Below are 16,863 nucleotides of genomic sequence, written 5' to 3' on the forward strand. Positions count from 1 at the left end.
ACCGAAGCCAGGCGGAGCAAAGGCCGGCGCACCGGTTCCAGGTGGTGCCAAGAAGGGCGCTCCAGTTCCGGGTGGCGTCAAGGCTGCTAAGCCGGCCGCGCAGGCAGAGCCAGCAGCTGCGGAAACCGAGGCTCCGGCTGAGGCTCCGAAGGCAACCAAGGGCGCACCGATTCCGGGTGGCGCACGCAAGGGCGCCCCTGTCCCAGGTGGCGCTAAGAAGGCAGCTCCAGCCGCCAAGCCGAAGGCCGAGGAAGCTACTCCTGCCGAGGACACCGCTGCTGAGGTTACGGCCACCGAGTCCGAGCAGCCAGCAGCTGAGCAGCCGAAGACCGCATCCGGTGCTCCGATTCCAGGTGGCGCACGCAAGGCCAAGCCAGTCGCTAGCGCCCCTGCCCCGGCAGTCGAGGAAACCGAAGTTCAGGAGGCTCCGGCGCAGCCAGAGGCAGAGGAGGCTCCTGCTCAGCCAGAGGTTACCGAACAGCAGTCGGCGGAAGGTGCTACTTCCACCGAGCAGGCCGCTGATGCTCCTGCCGAGGAGACGCAGGCACCGTCGGCAAGCGCTAAGAACCTTCCGCGCAACCAGCACGGAGTTCCGCTGCCAGGATCGGCGCGACGTAAGTAACGCTCGCTAAGTAAGCCAGAATCCGCCCGAGAGGTTATTCTTCCCGGGCGGATTTTTTGTGCTTTACGACGACCCCTGCGCCACGGCATTAATCATGCAAATGGCACTCTCAACCGCACTGACAATATATTGATTACTGCATCCCGTTAGAGATGACCGCGTTGTGGTGTGGAAAGAGGTCTTGGCGTAGTGATTAAGAAATCGCTGTCACAGATAAGAGACTTTCTGAGGACTCCGGGGTCAGTGGAGATGGTCATTGCGCTGATCCTCACTGCTCTCGATGCGCTAATTTTCCGCGAGAGCAACTCTGATCTTTTGTTGCCAACCATTATCGGTGGCCTTCAGGTCATTCTTGTTGCAGTGGCGACGTATTTGCCGCTCTTTGCCATGGTGGTTGTCCCAGCGAATTTCTTGGCATTGACTTTCCTTCCTACAGAGCAGGCTCCAATGCAGATTTTCTGCGCGCTTCTCATTGTGGAAGTGATGCGTGCTAACAACAACAAGATGCCGGCGAGAATCACTGCGTTGCTCTTGTTGGTAATTTCAAACTACGACGTAAACACAAATACGTTCGCGCGCGACCACGTCGCGACCTTTGTGACAACGCTGCTTTTTGTAATTGCCTACGCCATCGGCATGATGCGCAGTCGCTACAAAGAGCAACGCCGGCAGGCAACGATTGAATCTAACCGCGCCCTGGAAGAACAACGCCTTGAGTTGGCGACCGTACTGCATGACTCCACCGCCAAGTCCTTTACTCGCGTAACCATGTTGGCGCAGGCGCTCGCCATCGAGCGAGAAGGGACAGATGAAAAGCTTGAAGAGTCCCTGGAGGACATCGCAGAAACCTCCCGAGAAGGTCTGCTACAGCTTCGCCAGTTGCTTTCACTGCTGAAATCCGCTGACGAAGAAAGCTCTTTGACCTCGGCTATTGGCCAAGATGAGCGAGTTCCTAGCATGAACAGGGTGCTCCAACAGGCCAAGGATGAACTGCAGGAAGCTGGGTTTAACGTTTCACTGGCCACGAGGATTGAAACCGAGCCCTCTTTGACGCAGATTTCAGAAGTTATCTCGCCGGCGCTGTCGGAGTTCTGCACGAATATTCAGAAGTACGGCGAGCCGCAAACGAACGTCCACATTCTGGCGCTGGGCAATGAGGAGGATGGCTTCACGCTCGACATCAGCAATCAGATATCGAAGGTGCTACCGCATTTTCTGCCGCGGGCGATGCTCTCGAGCGGTTTGGGGCTTTCCTCACTGCATCGGCGAGTGCGACCGTGGGACGGTTCCATCACATCAGAACGAGAAGGAAATGTGTGGAATACCAAACTCCACATGCCACCTACCAATCAGTAAGTTACGCTAGCGTAAGATTGGTGTAGTAACCGCCTGTGACGAAGATATCTCTCGAAACGTCCTGGTTAGCGTAGTAATATCGCACAATGACAGATATTGTTCGGTTTTTATAAATTCTATGAAAGGTTCGCGGATGTCTGACATCAAGGTTCTCATTGTCGATGACGACCCACTCGTACTCTCGACGCTGCGAACTTACTTCAAGAAGGCACCGCACATTACCGTGGTCGATGAAGCCAGCGATGGCCACGAGGCCCTCAATATCATTGCCCGCGGTGGCATTGACGTAGTTTTGACCGATATTCATATGCCCAACATGGACGGCGTTGAGCTGCTCGAGCGCATTAAGAAGGTGGAGAATCCACCGAAATTCATCGCTATCACCTCATTCGATACCGATGAAACAATGCTGAAAATCTTGAGCCTCGGCGGAAACGGCTACATTCTCAAAACCGCCCGCCCCGAATCCGTCATTGGCACCATTGAAGATGTCTTCCAGGGCGGCACCGTCATCTCCCCGATTTCTGCGACTCGGCTGATTAAAACGCTGCCGTCCCGCAACATTTCCTCGTACAAGATCACTCATGCCGAGCGAGAGGTTCTCGGCCTGATTTGTCGCGGTAAGTCGAACCACGACATCGCCAAGGAACTCGGCAAGTCGCCGGGCACCATCAAGAAGCACCTCTCCAGCATGTTCAATAAGTTCGGGGCTACCTCACGCCTGGACTTGGCTCTGAAAGCAATAGACGCAGGCTTCCAGCCTCCGGCATCCGCTGCCGCGCAATAGCAAAAAGACGGAGTAGCAAAACAGCGGGATAGCAAAACACCGGAGTAGCAAAAAGGGGGCCTATTCACTTTCGTGAATAGGCCCCCTTTTACCCGTGCTGAGTGTGGAGAGAGAACTGTGTAACTACTGAATGGTCACCTCGACATGTCGCTCACGCGGAGCCACGCCAAAGTAGCTGCGCCCAATCGGCTGCCACGTCTTCGAGTTGGCGTTGCAGCGGACTGTCTGTCCAGCGAACTCGTCAACCAGGAATCCCCAGCTCAGACGACCAGTTTCACCCTTGCGTACTTCGTATGGTCCGATCTTCTGCCCGAGGCTCCAAACCATCTCTCGGGAGTACTCCCAGGAGTACTTGCGGTTGAGCTCCTTGCTGACCTTCACGCTGACAGAGATATTGGTCCACCACTTCTTGGTCTTGGACTCCTTAATGGTCTGCGTCAGCGGAATCGGCTCATCACCAATGTCATTCTTCGTAGAAACAACGCCCTCAACGTCGTAGCGAGAACCGGTGATTTCCACGAACTCGGCCACCGAACCCGGAGCTTCACAAGTGGTTCCCGGTGCCGGACCGCGGTCAACTGCCGCTGGCTTGGGCACTGGTACCCACTCCTCCGGCGCGAACGGTTCACCAGCTCCTGGATTCGGGGCGGCCACTGCTGTCGGAGCGCCGAGTCCGAGCGCAAAGACCGTCGTCAAGCACATGGCGACAACACGCTTTTTCATAACTACTCCTAGTCGTTAATCGTGGCGGATGCCGGGCCGCCGTCACCGGAGTTACCGCTGACAGGCGCCCACTGCTGACGGTGCTCGCCCTCCTTGGTGGTCTTGTGCCAGACCACGAAGCGAGTCGACGGCCCCTTGCCGTTGTACTCACCGAAGTAGGGCTCACCGCGCCACAGGCCGGTCTTCTGATCGCAGGTGCGGACACGGCCAATAAAGGACTTCATGTGCACGCCGTAGTCTGCGCGAACGGTCTCACCAGGGTTGACGGTCACCGGGCCCAGCTTGTCGCCAACAGACCACTGACTGACCTCGACGATGCCGTACTTGTTCTTCACCCCGTGGAGGAACACGTCCCACATATTTCCGGAGCTCATGGCCTTCACGGACTCGTTGACCCCCTCTGTCACCTCGAGGGTGTACTGAATCGGGCGGTCAGTGCGGTTGGTGAATGAGTTAGTGCCGTTGTAGCGATCCCATTCGTCGGTAATCCACTGTTCCCAGGGGTGACGCTTGGCATCCTTGACCGGGTCACATTTATCCGTATTGGTGAAACCGGTGTGGTGCTCATCTTGGTCGGGGGTCTGGGTCAGCGGGGTCGCAGCGACCTGTCCGACGATGCCTGGTGCAAGAAGACTTGCACCCATCACCGCGCAGGCCAGGGCCTTCTTTTTCAGGCTCAACATGGAGAAACTTCCTTCTACTTCGAGGTCTTAAAGAGGCTCAGCCCGTCTTAGACGGCGTACTCCTTGACCTGCGGAGCAGCACCGTCCACGGAGCGATCAGCTTCGTTGGCGCGCATGGAAACGCGAATGTGGCGCTCCTTCGGGATGGTGCCCCAGTACGGACGACCTGCGTCAATCCACTTTCCGCCCTTGCAGGTCAGGTGAGTACCTTCGAAGGACTGGTTCAGGAAGCCATACTCCAGAACACCGGTGTAGCCAGGCTTGACCGGGTACGGGCCGAGGGTCTGGCCAACTTCCCAGGTCTGAGTGGACTGGTAGCCGGCGCTGAAGGTGACATGGAAGAGCTTGAGCAGGTCGAAGTCGACCGAACCGCCGACGTTCCAGGACTTGGTCTTGCCCTCCTTGAGGGTCTGGGTCAGCGGCAGGTCGGTATCGCCGTAGTTAGCGACGGTGGCGGTACCTTCGACCTCGAACTTCGAGCCGGTGATCTTCAGGGACTGGCCGGACTGGCCTTCAACGGAGCAGGTGCCACCGACGGTGCCCGGGGTGGGGGCTGGGGCAGCTTCGGCCATCGGGGCGACAGCCAGCGAGGACATGGTAACCAGGGCTGCAATGGAGCCGGAGAGCAGGGTCTTCTTCACGGCGAAATCCTTTCAGGGCGTGACGAACAACTCGTAAGGAAATACTTGAACTAACACCTGCTAAGGTAAGTCGAAATTCAGCCTTTTGTAATGGAAAATTTTCGACTCTCTTTACGACGGCCACAGCGATTATCCACATAGTAAAAATGGAATCTCACAGATTTCTGCCTTGCGAAAATACGGTATATTACAGCGTGTGACCAGCGATTATGAGCGCCACAATAAAATTTCAGCGATTAATTTAATCGCATTAGAACTACGCCTTTTGAACCAATTCAAAAATGCCTTGGTCAGCCACTTGGTATTAGGCAATCAACATTTCGGCCACTAACCTACCTACATAAAGACACCAGAGAGTAGCCGAGTGGCCACCCCCGGCCGCGGGCAGACGAAGGGTCCCTCACGCTTCACACTCTTGATTAAATAGTTATGATTTCTTTATTAATCACTGGCGAAGTCCGGCAGTCCACAAAGCCCTGACACTTTGCCGAGGCAGATATCTTTCGGAGTACTACCTAATGTTTCGACGCACTTCTGTTCTTGCTACCACCATTGCATCCGCAGCACTTTCCCTAGGCGCGCTGACCGGCACCCCGGCCGCTGCCGCAGCACCGACAGCTACAACCGGCAGCGACGACCTACAGGTTAAGGAATACGCTCTTTCCGATACCTTCTCTTGCGACTACTACAACCTTCCGTGGTGCCGCTAATAGAGCGCCGGTCTCTCCCCTGCCCTCCCCTTCACGCGAGAGCGCGGCTACTTCGCGGTGCCGTCGAGCCCCTCTAGCAGTGTGGCAAAATCCGTGACGTTAGCATCCACCTGCGTGTTCGTACTGCGCCGATGGTTCGGCGCACCAACACCTTGATTGCCCTCACTGACCCCGTCTGCTGAATGTGCTGCACCCTTTTCTTCAGCTTCGTTCCCAAAATCTGGACCAAAACCGACTACGGCCGAGCGAACACCGACAAGGTACTCGGCAAGCTCACGAGCTGCACGCACGACGCGATTGCTCATCTCCGCGCCGGATACTCCGCCGGCACCATCGCCAGCGCCAAAGTCCTCAGTGGCTGCAAATACAGCAGTCGGCATAACGGTGCCGCGACGGTAGCTAAACAGCGGACGCATCGCATACTCCAGCACCAATGAATGCCGCGCTGTGCCAGCCGCGCAGCAATAATGACCGGCATGGAGGTCAGCGCATCCTTATCCAGGGCGTCGAAAAACATCTTGAACAGCCCCGAGTAGGACGCTGCGAACACCGGGGTCGCGGCAATCAATCCATCAGCACCGCTGACAGTATCGAGGGCGGCGCGCAATTTTTCGTCGTAAAGCCCTGTGGACATCGCCGTGCCGAGGCTGACAGCGAGTTCGCGCAGCTCGACGTACTCGATCTCGAGGCCTTCGCCGCGCTTGGAGACCTGCACGTCAACAGCTTCCGCGATGCGATTGGCGAGGATGCGCGTGGTCGATGGGTCGGAAACGCCAGCGCTTACGACGACGAGGTTTTTCACTGCTGATTCCTTTCCGCCGGGCGGACCAGCAGGTGCGGGGAATCTGCGCCTTCGGCGACGAGCGAGGCGTGCGTCGGCGGGTCGAAGGGCACGTGTGCCGGACGGCGGCGCTCGAACTCTTCACGCAGGACCGGAACGATTTCGGTTCCCAGGATCTCAACCTGCTCCAACGCGATCTCCAGCGGCAGGCCGGCGTGATCGATGAGGAAAAGCTGGCGCTGGTAGTCACCAACGGCATCTGCATAGCCCAGGTAACGTTCGATGATTTGCTCAGGCGTGCCGACGGTCAGTGGAGTGATGTTCTCGAATTCTTCCAACGATGGCCCATGTCCATAGACCGGGGCATTGTCGAAGTAGGGGCGGAAAATTTCCTTGGCTTTCTTTTCCGTCTCAGCGGCGAAGACCTGCCCACCAAGTCCGACAATTGCCTGATCAGCAGCACCATGACCGTAGTGCTCAAAGCGCTGGCGGTAGAGATTGACCATGGCTGTGGTGTGCTCGATATTCCAGAAAATGTGGTTATGGAAGAAACCGTCCCCATAGAAGGCGGCCTGCTCAGCAATCTCGGTGGACCGGATTGAGCCATGCCACACGAAAGGCGCTACCCCGTCGAGCGGACGCGGAGTGGACGTAAAGGACTGCAGCGGCGTGCGGAATTGACCTTGCCAATCCACATTTTCCTCACGCCAAAGGGTGCGCAATAGGTGGTAATTCTCAATGGCCAGCGGAATCCCCTTGCGGATATCCTTGCCAAACCACGGATAAACCGGCCCGGTGTTGCCGCGGCCCATCATGAGATCCATGCGGCCTTCGGAAAGGTGCTGGAGGTAGGCGTAATCCTCAGCGATGCGCACGGGGTCGGTGGTGGTAATCAGCGTTGTCGAGGTCGACAGAATCAGATTTTCGGTCTGCGCTGCGAGGTTTGCTAGCAGAATCGGCGGGTTCGCCGGGGCCACAAACGGTGGATTGTGGTGCTGGCCGGTAGCAAATACATCGAGGCCAACCTCTTCAGCCTTCTTCGCTAGCGCGACAGTTGCCTTAATTCGCTCATGTTCAGTAGGGATTTGTCCGGTCGTGGGATCTTTTGTGACGTCGCCAATTGTAAAAATTCCGAATTGCATGGCTCCATATTAAGATCTTTTTGTTGACACGTCATCTCTCACTGACCTATAGTTGACACGTCAACACCGGGGGTTGGTTCCGGCGGACAAAAATACTTCGAAACATTCGAGATACTTTTAACTTTTAGGAGATTCACTATGGCTCTTCAGTCTGGTAACTACGTTCTTGATGCACAGCACTCCACCGTTGGATTCACCGTTCGTCACGCTATGATCACTAAGGTCCACGGTCAGTTCACTGAGTTTGAGTCCGTTATTAATTTTGATGTCGACAAGCCGGAGAATTCCACGGCAAAGGCGACCATTCAGGCGAACTCCATCAACACCAACAATGAAGAGCGCGACAACCACCTGCGCTCGAAGGACTTCTTCGGCACCGACGAAAACCCGACCTTCGAGTTCGTTTCCACCGCTATCGAGCTCCAGAGCGAAGAAAAGGCCACCGTTACCGGCGACCTGACCATCAACGGCATTACCAAGCCGGTCACCCTGGATGTCGACATTTTCGGCTCCGCTGAAGACCCATGGGGGCAGACTCGCGTTGGTTTCGAGGCAGCCACCAAGATTGACCGCACCGATTTCGGCATCGATTACAACGCTCCTATTAAGACTGGCGGCCTGCTCCTTGGCAATGAGATTTCCCTGCAGATCGACGGCTCCGCAGTCAAGCAGTAACTAGCAGCCGGAACCCAGCAGCCAGAACCCCAGAAAAGCGTCCTGCATCCTCATGCAGGACGCTTTTGCGCAATCAATGTGCAATTAATCTGCCCCCACTATGAGAAAAGCATGGTGCGGGAGCAAAAAAGTGGCATGCTTAGACAGGTGAGTTCCAGCAAAGACACTTCCCAGGGCACCGAAACCACCAACGAGACAACGCAGGACGCTCAGACTGCACAGGCCACTCAGGCCGAGCAGTCCCGTGCCGCCCGCGTTGCCGCCCGTCGTGGAAACATCAGGGCACCTCGCCGCACTCCGCTGAAGACACTGGATCAATCCTCCAAGCTGCAGAACGTCCTCTATGACATTCGCGGTCCGGTGACTACTCTCGCCGAGCAGATGGAAGCCGACGGCCACCGCATCATGATGCTCAACACCGGCAATCCGGCAAAGTTCGGCTTTGATGCACCTGACACCATCGTGCAGGACATGGTCCGGGCCCTCCCCCACGCACAGGGCTACTCCGAGTCCAAGGGTATTTACTCCGCACGCCGTGCCGTCGTCACGCGCTATGAGATGGACCCGGATTTCCCCCGTTTCGACGTCAACGACGTCTGGCTGGGCAACGGCGTCTCCGAGCTGATTTCCATCACCACACAGGCGCTGCTCAACGAGGGCGATGAGGTCCTCATTCCAGCTCCGGATTACCCGCTCTGGACGGCAGCAACCACCCTCGCCGGCGGTAAGGCCGTCCACTACACATGTGATGAGGAGAATAACTGGGCTCCGGATGTCGAAGACATTCGCTCGAAGGTGACGGATCGCACGAAGGCGATTGTCATCATCAACCCGAACAATCCGACCGGCGCGGTCTACACACGCCAGACACTCGAAGCCATCGTCGATATCGCTCGTGAGCACTCACTCCTGCTGCTTTCCGACGAAATCTACGACCGCATCCTCTACGACGATGCAGAGCACATTTCCACTGCCTCCTTGGCCCCGGATTTGCTCTGTATCACCTTCAACGGCCTGTCCAAGACCTACCGCGTGGCCGGCTACCGCGCGGGCTGGATGGTGCTGACTGGCCCGAAGCGCCACGCAGAGGGCTTTATCGAGGGTATCAACCTGCTGGCCAGCACCCGTCTGTGCCCGAATGTCCCTGCTCAACACGGCATTCAGGTGGCACTTGGCGGTTACCAGTCCATCGAGGACCTAATCTTGCCAGGCGGTCGCCTCCTGGAGCAGCGCAATGTCGCCTACGAGGGACTAACCTCAATTCCGGGCGTGAGCTGTGTGAAGCCGATGGGCGCCATGTACGCATTCCCGAAGCTGGATCCGAACGTCTACGAAATTCACGATGACGAAAAGCTGATGCTCGACATCTTGCGTGAAGAGAAGATCCTGATGGTCGGCGGCTCTGGCTTCAACTACCCGACGCCGGATCACTTCCGAATTGTCACCCTGCCGTGGGCGCGCGACCTGAAGGAAGCCATCGAGCGCCTGGGCAACTTCCTGGTCAGCTACAAGCAGTAGCAGGGATTAGGCTGTTAACGGTGGGCAGGCACTCAAAAGGTTCAGTGGATTCCGGGAATCAGCAGGCTTTTCGCGTTGCTGCGAGTTCTACCCCTCTCACATATCGATGCGCTATTCACTTATAGACACGCTAGAGCGCATCGATAAGTGAGTATTGCTTCGAAAAGTGGGCACAGTGTTGATGACCACGGCTCGGCGCGCCGGAATGGCGGTACGCCTTCCGGAGCTGGTGCAGCGATTAGGTTATTAAGGGTGGGCAGGCATTCAAAAGATTCAATGAACTCTAGTAGCCAGCAACCTTTTCGCGTTGCTCCGGGTTCCGACATAGGTGCGCATCTCGACGCACTGAAGAACTCGAACAGCGGCTCCCCTACCGGCCGGTTCCGGGCTGTCAACGCCGCGAATCAACCCAACTCTGAAACCTCGGCTGCCGCAGCACGACATGCAGAACCAGCGCAGCCAGCAGAACCAGCGCAGCCGACAGCAACTGCGCAGCCGACAGCACCGGCGCGGCAAACCGAACCTGCACAAGCCAAACCAAAACCGACAAAACCGCGGCACAACCCCACAAGAGCACGTCGCTTGCTGGCCACAGTTCTTACAGTTGCTGGCATTGCGACTTTCCTCGCAGTGATTGGGCTCTGGCCATCGGGTGAAGCTCCGAGTCCGGGGCCGGGATTCCTGCAGTCACAGACGTCAGCTGCAGAGACGGTCAAGGGATCCGTCGTAAAGCACAGCGTCGGTGCGTGCAATTCGCCTGACAACGGTCGTGTCTTCGACGACCAGCCGCGACCAGGGCTGACGGCTTCCCTCAACGACTCAGCTGCGCCGAAGTGCCAGCTCTCGGTCATTGAACTGACCTCGGGCCCGGACGAGGGCAAGAAGACGCTGCTGGAGGCATCCGGCTTGCCCGGCGAGATTGAGCTGAAGGAGGGCGACAAGGTCGTCCTGGCAATTCACCGTCCGAACGCGGCTGGTACCGGAGCTTTTGACAATGGTGTTGTGCCGGATCCTGGGTTGATGGCGCCACCTCCCGGCATTGTTCCCGCGCCTGCCCCTGAGGGCGCAGAGGATGCGCCTGCACCAGCCCCAGAGACTCCCGCACCGGCTCCGGAACATGCTCCCGAAGCACCACCGGCTCCAGCACCCGAGCAGGAACCAGCGCCTGAGCCCGGTGCAGACACCCCCGCTGCCCCTGCTGCTCCCGTTGCCGACACCAACATCGTCGACCTCGCACCTCATCAGGTTGCCGACACCGCTGACATCGGCAACACTTACACTTTCCTAGACATGGACCGCACCACGACGATCTGGTTGTGGCTCGGCGCGGCGGTGCTGCTCATCGTCCTAGTCGGCATGACCCGCGGTGTCTTGAGCCTCCTCGGTCTCGGCATCACACTGGCCGCAGTGATGGGATTCCTCGTTCCGGCATTGCTACGCGGCGGCGACCCGGTGGCCGTGGCTATCACGACGGGCGCGGCGATTCTCTTCCCGGTGCTCTTCCTCGTGCATGGCATCAATTGGAAGTCAGCTTCCGCGCTGGCGGGGACGCTCACCACGATGGTGCTGGCGGCGGGCTTGGCCAACCTCGCGATCTCGACGTCGCAGCTGCGTGGTCTCGGCAATGAGGACAACCTGCTCATTCAGCTCTACCTGCCTGACGTCTCCGTCACGGGCTTGCTTCTGGCGGGCTTCATCATTGGCGCGTTGGGTGTGCTTAACGACGTCACCATCGCCCAGGCCTCGACCGTCCAGGAGCTCTACGAAGCAGCTCCGCGGTCGCGGCCTATGGAGGTCTTCCGCTCGGCAATGCGCGTCGGCCGCGACCACATCGCGTCGATGGTCTACACGCTGGTACTGGCGTACCTCGGCACCGCACTGCCGCTGTCGATTTTGTTAAGCGTCTCCGACCGGCCGCTAATGCAGTCGTTGACCTCCGACGTGGTGGCCACTGAGCTGCTGCGTTCCATCATCGGTGCGGTGGCCTTGGTACTCGCGGTGCCGATTACCACCCTCATCGCCGCCTATACCGTGGCGCCGGAGGGCATGAAGTTCCCGAAGCGCTCAAGAGAGGCAAGCATTTAGCCGCGACCGAGGCAGGTGACATCCCAGCCTGCGGCACGCCACTTGTCGGCTGGCAGGCAGTTGCGGCCATCGAGAACCGCTGCGCGCTTGACCAGCTTCTTCGCAGCTACCGGGTCGATCTCGCGGAACTGCTGCCACTCGGTGGCGACGACGACCATCTCCGAGCCTTCCAGGGCCGCTTCGATGCTCGGCGCGTACTCCAAGGTTGGGAAATTCTTCTTGGCATTCTCCATGGCCTGCGGGTCATAAACACTCACCGAAGCGCCCGCCAGAGACAGCGAACCGGCAATCGACAGCGCCGGAGAGTCACGCACATCGTCGGAGTTTGGCTTAAAGGCCGCACCCAACACAGTCACAGTGTGACCGAGCAGCGAGCCGCCGAAGCTGCCACGCACCAGGTCAACGGTCTTTTCACGGCGACGCATGTTAATTGCATCGACCTCGCGCAGGAAGGTCAACGCCTGGTCAACGCCCAGCTCACCGGCGCGGGCCATGAATGCGCGGATATCCTTCGGCAGGCAACCACCACCGAAGCCCAGTCCCGCATTGAGGAAGCGCCGGCCAATTCGGGCGTCCATACCGATGGCGTCGGCAAGCGTAGTGATATCCGCACCTGTGACCTCACAGATTTCGGAGACCGCGTTGATGAAGGAAATCTTGGTGGCGAGGAATGCGTTCGCCGACACCTTCACCAGCTCTGCGGTGGCCGTGTCCGCGACGATGAACGGTGTCTCGCGCTCGATGATGGGGCCGAAGCACTCGCGCAGGCCGTCCTCTCCGATGGATTCAACTTCCTGACCTGCACCATTGAGGATCATGCCCGGCTTCTGCACACCCAGTACCACACGGTCCGGCTCCAGGGTGTCCTTTACCGCGAAGCCCTCACGCAGGAACTCCGGGTTCCAGGCGATCTCGAGGCTGGTGTTCTTCAACTGCTCATCACCAGATGCGGCGCGCTCGCTGATTATCTCCGCAGCCAGTTCCTGCAGGCGCGGCGCGGTACCGACGGGCACGGTGGACTTACCAAACACCAAGTGCTTGCCGACGACGCGCTTAGCCAATTCGGTTACAGCGGCGTCCACATAGCGAACGTCAGCAGCGTAAGAGCCCTTAATCTGCGGAGTTCCCACGCCTACAAAGTGGACGTTCGCGAATTCAACGGCCTCGTCGTAGTCAGTGGTGAAACGTAGACGCCCCGACTCAACGTGCTTCTTCAGCAGTTCGGGCAAACCAGGCTCGAAGAAAGGAACTTGACCTGCGGACAATGCCTCAATCTTGGCGGGATCAACATCTACGCCGAGAACCTCGTGCCCCAACTCCGCCATTGCTGCGGCGTGAGTGGCACCAAGGTAACCCGTACCAATAACCGTAATACGCATGAGGGCTATTATTTATCGAAAGATAAAAGGCCTTCAAGCCGATTTAACCCTTAAATGGTGTGAACTAAAGGCTCATCTTTAGGCTTTCCACCTGCGAAAACTCTTTATCGAACAATTGTTTCCGTTTCTTCACCGAGAATTCACTCGGGGCTATTCGCAATTCATTTATGTCCCGAGGTCCCGAAGTCTTATTCCTCATCACGGAAGTTGAGGTACGCACGCGACGGCGTCGGACCGCGCTGCCCCTGGTACTTCGAACCGAGCTTGCCGGAACCGTAAGGCACCTCCGCCGGCGAGGACATCTTGAACAACGCCAGCTGGCCGACCTTCATGTTCGGCCACAGTGCAATGGGCAAGTTTGCGACGTTGGACAGCTCCAGCGTGATGTGGCCAGAAAATCCTGGGTCAATAAAGCCGGCTGTCGAGTGCGTTGCCAAGCCCAGACGCCCCAGCGAGGACTTACCCTCCAGACGGCCTGCCAAATTCGGCGGAATGGTGAAGTACTCCAAGGTCGATGCCAGGACGAACTCGCCCGGGTGAAGAATGAAGGGCTGCCCTTCTGGAACCTCGTGTGGGGATGTCAGCTCTTCCTGTGGCAGCTTCGGATCGATGTGCGTGTATTGGGAGTTGTTGAAGACTCGGAAGAACTTATCCAGGCGCACGTCGATAGACGAAGGCTGAATCATCTTCGGGTCGAAAGGATCAATGCCGAGATGGTCGGAGCCTTCGGCATCGATAGCGGCACGAATATCACGATCTGAGAGCAACACATAGACCAGCTTAACCGCTCTGTAATGCACAGCGTGTGTCGGTTGCAGGATAAACCCCACTAAATTCAGTGGAACGGCTGCCAACCAATTTTTTCGACGCGAATCGAGAGTGCTACATTGAAGTTACAGAGGGCGACTGATTGCCTGCATGTCACATCTACTGTGCCAATCTCGTGGCGTGCTTTTAATCATTCCGCCTACTGTGTGCCGATGTAGTTCAATGGTAGAACTCCTGCTTCCCAAGCAGGCGGCGCGGGTTCGATTCCCGTCATCGGCTCCACTATGACGTCGAAAATGATAAGTAGGCGTTTGCGTTAGCAGGCGTTGATTTGGTCGAGGCGGACGCTATGGTCGGCGACCTCGGTAACGAGTTCAGCGTCGTGGGTGATGACAATGACGACGGCACCAGTGTCAGCGAGTTTACGCATTACCCGGGAAATCGCGACAAGGTGCTTGTAGCCAACACCGGACGTGGGCTCGTCGAAGATGTAAACTTTCTTGTTCGCAGCAAGCGCTGTAGCAATAACCAGGCGTTGGCGTTGCCCGCCAGAGAGTGCTTGGGGATGATCAGCCTCGTGGTCGGCAAGGTCGAGTTCTTCAAGGATCGCGTGGGCATCGATGCGTTGCTTTTCGGCTTTGGTCGTGCCGAGCGTGACTTCGTCAATGACTGTGTCCGAGAACAACTGTCGGGTAGGGTCTTGCATCACAAGGTAGGAGTCACGGCTGGTGAATTTCTGTCCATTGAGTGTGATGGATGTATGCTTGGCCTTTTCAAGTCCGCAGACGATCCGTGCCAGTGTTGATTTGCCCGACCCGCACGGGCCCAACAGTGCAGTGATTTTCCCTTCCGGGAAGAGCACATGGTCGATGTTGAGGACTGTGTTTCCGTGGCGGTAGGCGAAGGTGAGGTTGTCGATCGTGAGCCCATCTCCTGCCGGTTGCGGTAGCTGCGGCATGGGCACGGGCACAAGGGATCGCAGTCCAAGCTGTTTGCGCTCCTCATCCGAGGTAGCGTAGAACTCTTCGCCGGTTGCGGTGAGGGCGATATTGCCTTTGTCGAAGCAGTAGACGCGGTCGACAATCCCGGCGAGGAAACTCAGCCGGTGTTCAGCGATGATGATGGTGTGCCCGTCTTTTTTGAGCCGGGCGATGAGCGTGGCGAGTTGGTCGATAACGTCAGCGGACAAGTTCGCGGTCGGCTCGTCAAAGACGATCAGCGACGTGTTGTTGCACATGGCGACGGCGCAGGCCACGCGTTGCATCTGCCCACCCGACAGTTGTGTGACGCGGGATTCCAACTGGTCGGCGATACCTAACTCGGCGGCAACCTCGTCAATGCGGGCACTAATCTCCTGCGGGTCGCGGCCGAGATTTTCTGGGCCGAAGGCGAGTTCTTGGCGCACGTGAGTGGTGTAGAACTGGGTGCGCGGGTTTTGAAACACTGTCGAACAGTGGTGGGCAAGCTCTGATAGATCTACTCGTGCCACGTCAATGTCGTCGACTGTGACGCTTCCGGTAAGGTCGCCGTCGTGGAAGTGCGGGATCAGCCCGTTAAACAGCCGTAGCGCGGTAGTTTTCCCTGACCCAGACGCGCCGCACAGCAAGGTGACGGTTCCAGGTGTGATGGTGATGGTTGCGTCTGTGATTGAGGGGTGGTCTGCTCCCCGATAGGTGAAGGTGACGCCGGTGGCTTGGGCTGTTGTCATAGGGTGATTCTCCATATCGCGAAGCCGATAACGATGAGCAGAATGACCGCGTCGACCACCCGGAATTTCACGACCGTGACTGAGGTAGGCTTTGCGGTTCCGCCCAGTCCGCGTACAAGGGCAGCAGATGCCAGTTCGTCCCCGCTTCGCACCACGGTCGATAGCAGCGGGATCGTGAAGTACTGGGCCGCGCGCAGGGAAAGCGCGGACATCCCGCGAAGCTTCATCGCATCTGAGATCGCTTTAACCTCGTGGCCGATCACGGGCAGCACCCGTAACGCGACTGAGATAGGGATCGTCAAACAAGTCGGGATTCGTGAGCTGGCTAGTGCTTTTTGCAAGGTGGCAGGTCGGATTACACCGATCGCGTATGCGCCCATGCCTGCGCTGACGCTGAATCGCCACATCCACTGCAGAAACAGCACGAGGAATGCGCTGGCTGTTGATTTCCAGACCAGGGGTATCACATAAACGAGCCCACCGAGGACCGCAAACGTGGCCAGGTAGACGGCCACCCAGCTCGGGCGCACGAGCGTGTTGGGGTTGATCGAGGCGCTCGCCAGCATCACGGCAGCGAATCCGCCCAGAGCACACACGAACCACGGCGAGTAGGAACTGTAGATCGTGGTGGAGACGATGACGAGCGCTACGATAATCGTGCGCGGGTCGGGAAGTTTAGACAAGACCGGCCCGTTCAAAGTGTTTGCGCGCGACCCTGGTTCCCAACAGACCAGCAAGCCAGCCAACGATGAGCATCACGACGAAGAAGCCCAACAGAATCGGGATAGTGACAACCTGGGCCATCTTCGCGGCATACTCGGCGCCCATTTGTTCGGCGATCTGCGACATATATGCCTCTTGGTTCATAAATAGCGGCATCCACGGTGACACGTAGATCGGCAGAATAAACAGTGCGTATGCCAGCGGAACGCGAACCTTCACGCTCTTCGGCCCCTTGGTGATGACTAGGTCGGCGAGCAGGCCGAATACAGCGGCGATCGCGATGCCGCCCACCCAGTGGCCGGTCACGAAGAAGAGGATTTCGATGAGGATCAGCATGATGGTCAATGCCCCCATCTTCGGAGTGCGTGCTGTGAACAGCGCAAAGACGATGCCGTTAACGAGGATAGAAAGCAAGAAGCCGGCATACATGGCGACGGGGATGAACCCGAGCATTCCGAATGCAAACACGATGACGAACATCAAGGCAGTGAAGACGCCGATGTTGATGAAGTCGCGCGTGTTGAGGCGCGAGGATGTGCGTGTGGACATAGTTTTTCCTTTT

At 57.8% G+C, this 16,863-nt stretch carries 16 protein-coding genes, 1 tRNA gene and 2 pseudogenes; 8 read left to right on the plus strand and 11 right to left on the minus strand.

All coding sequences use genetic code 11. From position 1 onward, the window contains the following. From HMPREF2614_RS00770 to HMPREF2614_RS00780, 3 genes and pseudogenes are all read left to right on the plus strand, one after another. Positions 1 to 622: pseudogene (locus HMPREF2614_RS00770) on the plus strand (Fe-S oxidoreductase); the annotation flags it as partial. Positions 623 to 871: 249 nt separating this feature from the next. After that, complete coding sequence (locus HMPREF2614_RS00775) at positions 872 to 1,978, plus strand: histidine kinase (protein WP_246815656.1); 1,107 nt, start codon at positions 872 to 874, stop codon at positions 1,976 to 1,978. A gap of 133 nt (positions 1,979 to 2,111) precedes the next feature. After that, positions 2,112 to 2,765 (plus strand): response regulator transcription factor, encoded by a 654-nt coding sequence (locus HMPREF2614_RS00780; RefSeq protein ID WP_038626810.1) that lies wholly within the window; start codon positions 2,112 to 2,114, stop codon positions 2,763 to 2,765. A gap of 123 nt (positions 2,766 to 2,888) precedes the next feature. Here the strand turns inward: HMPREF2614_RS00780 and HMPREF2614_RS00785 are convergent, their stop codons facing one another. From HMPREF2614_RS00785 to HMPREF2614_RS00795, 3 genes are read right to left on the minus strand one after another with little or no spacing between them, the layout of a single operon-like run. After that, on the minus strand, positions 2,889 to 3,488 hold the full coding sequence (locus tag HMPREF2614_RS00785) for a hypothetical protein (protein WP_038626812.1): 600 nt from the start codon (positions 3,486 to 3,488) through the stop codon (positions 2,889 to 2,891). Between the two features lie 8 nt (positions 3,489 to 3,496). Beyond that, a complete protein-coding gene (locus HMPREF2614_RS00790; RefSeq protein WP_016421573.1) occupies positions 3,497 to 4,171 on the minus strand; it encodes a hypothetical protein in 675 nt (224 codons plus the stop codon). A gap of 47 nt (positions 4,172 to 4,218) precedes the next feature. Then, a complete protein-coding gene (locus tag HMPREF2614_RS00795; protein WP_016421574.1) occupies positions 4,219 to 4,812 on the minus strand; it encodes a hypothetical protein in 594 nt (197 codons plus the stop codon). A gap of 518 nt (positions 4,813 to 5,330) precedes the next feature. Here HMPREF2614_RS00795 and HMPREF2614_RS00800 point away from each other — a divergent pair. Continuing rightward, positions 5,331 to 5,522 (plus strand): hypothetical protein, encoded by a 192-nt coding sequence (locus HMPREF2614_RS00800; RefSeq protein ID WP_038626815.1) that lies wholly within the window; start codon positions 5,331 to 5,333, stop codon positions 5,520 to 5,522. 47 nt (positions 5,523 to 5,569) lie between these two features. On the opposite strand, the pseudogene HMPREF2614_RS00810 reads toward HMPREF2614_RS00800, so the two are convergent. Then, positions 5,570 to 6,324, minus strand: a pseudogene (locus HMPREF2614_RS00810) (CE1759 family FMN reductase). Next, positions 6,321 to 7,445 carry a CE1758 family FMN-dependent luciferase-like monooxygenase gene (locus HMPREF2614_RS00815; protein WP_038626818.1) on the minus strand — a complete coding sequence of 375 codons (1,125 nt, stop codon included), beginning with the start codon at positions 7,443 to 7,445 and terminating at the stop codon, positions 6,321 to 6,323. Before HMPREF2614_RS00815 ends, HMPREF2614_RS00810 begins: the two are co-directional and overlap by 4 nt. Positions 7,446 to 7,583: 138 nt before the next feature. On the opposite strand from HMPREF2614_RS00815, the gene HMPREF2614_RS00820 reads away from it, so the two are divergent. Both HMPREF2614_RS00820 and HMPREF2614_RS00825 read left to right on the plus strand, forming a co-directional pair. Beyond that, positions 7,584 to 8,120 carry a YceI family protein gene (locus HMPREF2614_RS00820; protein WP_038626820.1) on the plus strand — a complete coding sequence of 179 codons (537 nt, stop codon included), beginning with the start codon at positions 7,584 to 7,586 and terminating at the stop codon, positions 8,118 to 8,120. Positions 8,121 to 8,255: 135 nt separating this feature from the next. Then, complete coding sequence (locus tag HMPREF2614_RS00825) at positions 8,256 to 9,638, plus strand: pyridoxal phosphate-dependent aminotransferase (RefSeq protein ID WP_371199680.1); 1,383 nt, start codon at positions 8,256 to 8,258, stop codon at positions 9,636 to 9,638. 391 nt (positions 9,639 to 10,029) lie between these two features. Here the strand turns inward: HMPREF2614_RS00825 and HMPREF2614_RS11090 are convergent, their stop codons facing one another. Then, positions 10,030 to 10,188 (minus strand): hypothetical protein, encoded by a 159-nt coding sequence (locus tag HMPREF2614_RS11090; protein WP_168162086.1) that lies wholly within the window; start codon positions 10,186 to 10,188, stop codon positions 10,030 to 10,032. A gap of 32 nt (positions 10,189 to 10,220) precedes the next feature. Between HMPREF2614_RS11090 and HMPREF2614_RS00835 the strand changes: the two genes are divergently transcribed. Continuing rightward, positions 10,221 to 11,723, plus strand: coding sequence for a YibE/F family protein (locus HMPREF2614_RS00835; protein ID WP_070559793.1), 1,503 nt, complete (start codon positions 10,221 to 10,223; stop codon positions 11,721 to 11,723). On the opposite strand, the gene HMPREF2614_RS00840 is transcribed toward HMPREF2614_RS00835, so the two are convergent. Beyond that, positions 11,720 to 13,102, minus strand: coding sequence for a UDP-glucose dehydrogenase family protein (locus tag HMPREF2614_RS00840; RefSeq protein ID WP_048760243.1), 1,383 nt, complete (start codon positions 13,100 to 13,102; stop codon positions 11,720 to 11,722). The two genes, HMPREF2614_RS00835 and HMPREF2614_RS00840, sit on opposite strands and share 4 nt — an antisense overlap. A gap of 188 nt (positions 13,103 to 13,290) precedes the next feature. Next, positions 13,291 to 13,872: a dCTP deaminase gene (gene dcd, locus HMPREF2614_RS00845; protein ID WP_042388964.1), complete on the minus strand. Its 582-nt coding sequence runs from the start codon at positions 13,870 to 13,872 to the stop codon at positions 13,291 to 13,293. Positions 13,873 to 14,078: 206 nt separating this feature from the next. Here dcd and HMPREF2614_RS00850 point away from each other — a divergent pair. Further along, positions 14,079 to 14,152 (plus strand) — tRNA-Gly (locus tag HMPREF2614_RS00850). A 34-nt stretch (positions 14,153 to 14,186) separates the two neighbouring features. On the opposite strand, the gene HMPREF2614_RS00855 is transcribed toward HMPREF2614_RS00850, so the two are convergent. The 3 genes from HMPREF2614_RS00855 to HMPREF2614_RS00865 are packed head-to-tail and all read right to left on the minus strand — an operon-like array spanning position 14,187 to position 16,850. Further along, the gene (locus HMPREF2614_RS00855) at positions 14,187 to 15,578 is read right to left on the minus strand and encodes an ABC transporter ATP-binding protein (RefSeq protein WP_016421583.1); all 1,392 of its coding nucleotides are present in this window, start codon (positions 15,576 to 15,578) and stop codon (positions 14,187 to 14,189) included. Further along, positions 15,575 to 16,261 carry an energy-coupling factor transporter transmembrane component T family protein gene (locus tag HMPREF2614_RS00860; RefSeq protein WP_070429406.1) on the minus strand — a complete coding sequence of 229 codons (687 nt, stop codon included), beginning with the start codon at positions 16,259 to 16,261 and terminating at the stop codon, positions 15,575 to 15,577. Before HMPREF2614_RS00860 ends, HMPREF2614_RS00855 begins: the two co-directional genes overlap by 4 nt. Further along, positions 16,254 to 16,850, minus strand: a complete 597-nt coding sequence (locus tag HMPREF2614_RS00865; protein WP_016421585.1) for an MptD family putative ECF transporter S component — start codon at positions 16,848 to 16,850, stop codon at positions 16,254 to 16,256. The genes HMPREF2614_RS00860 and HMPREF2614_RS00865 overlap by 8 nt, the downstream gene beginning before the upstream one ends. Between the last annotated feature and the right edge of the window lie 13 nt (positions 16,851 to 16,863).

This window comes from Corynebacterium sp. HMSC074C11, assembly GCF_001809455.1.
Taxonomy (GTDB): domain Bacteria; phylum Actinomycetota; class Actinomycetes; order Mycobacteriales; family Mycobacteriaceae; genus Corynebacterium; species Corynebacterium amycolatum.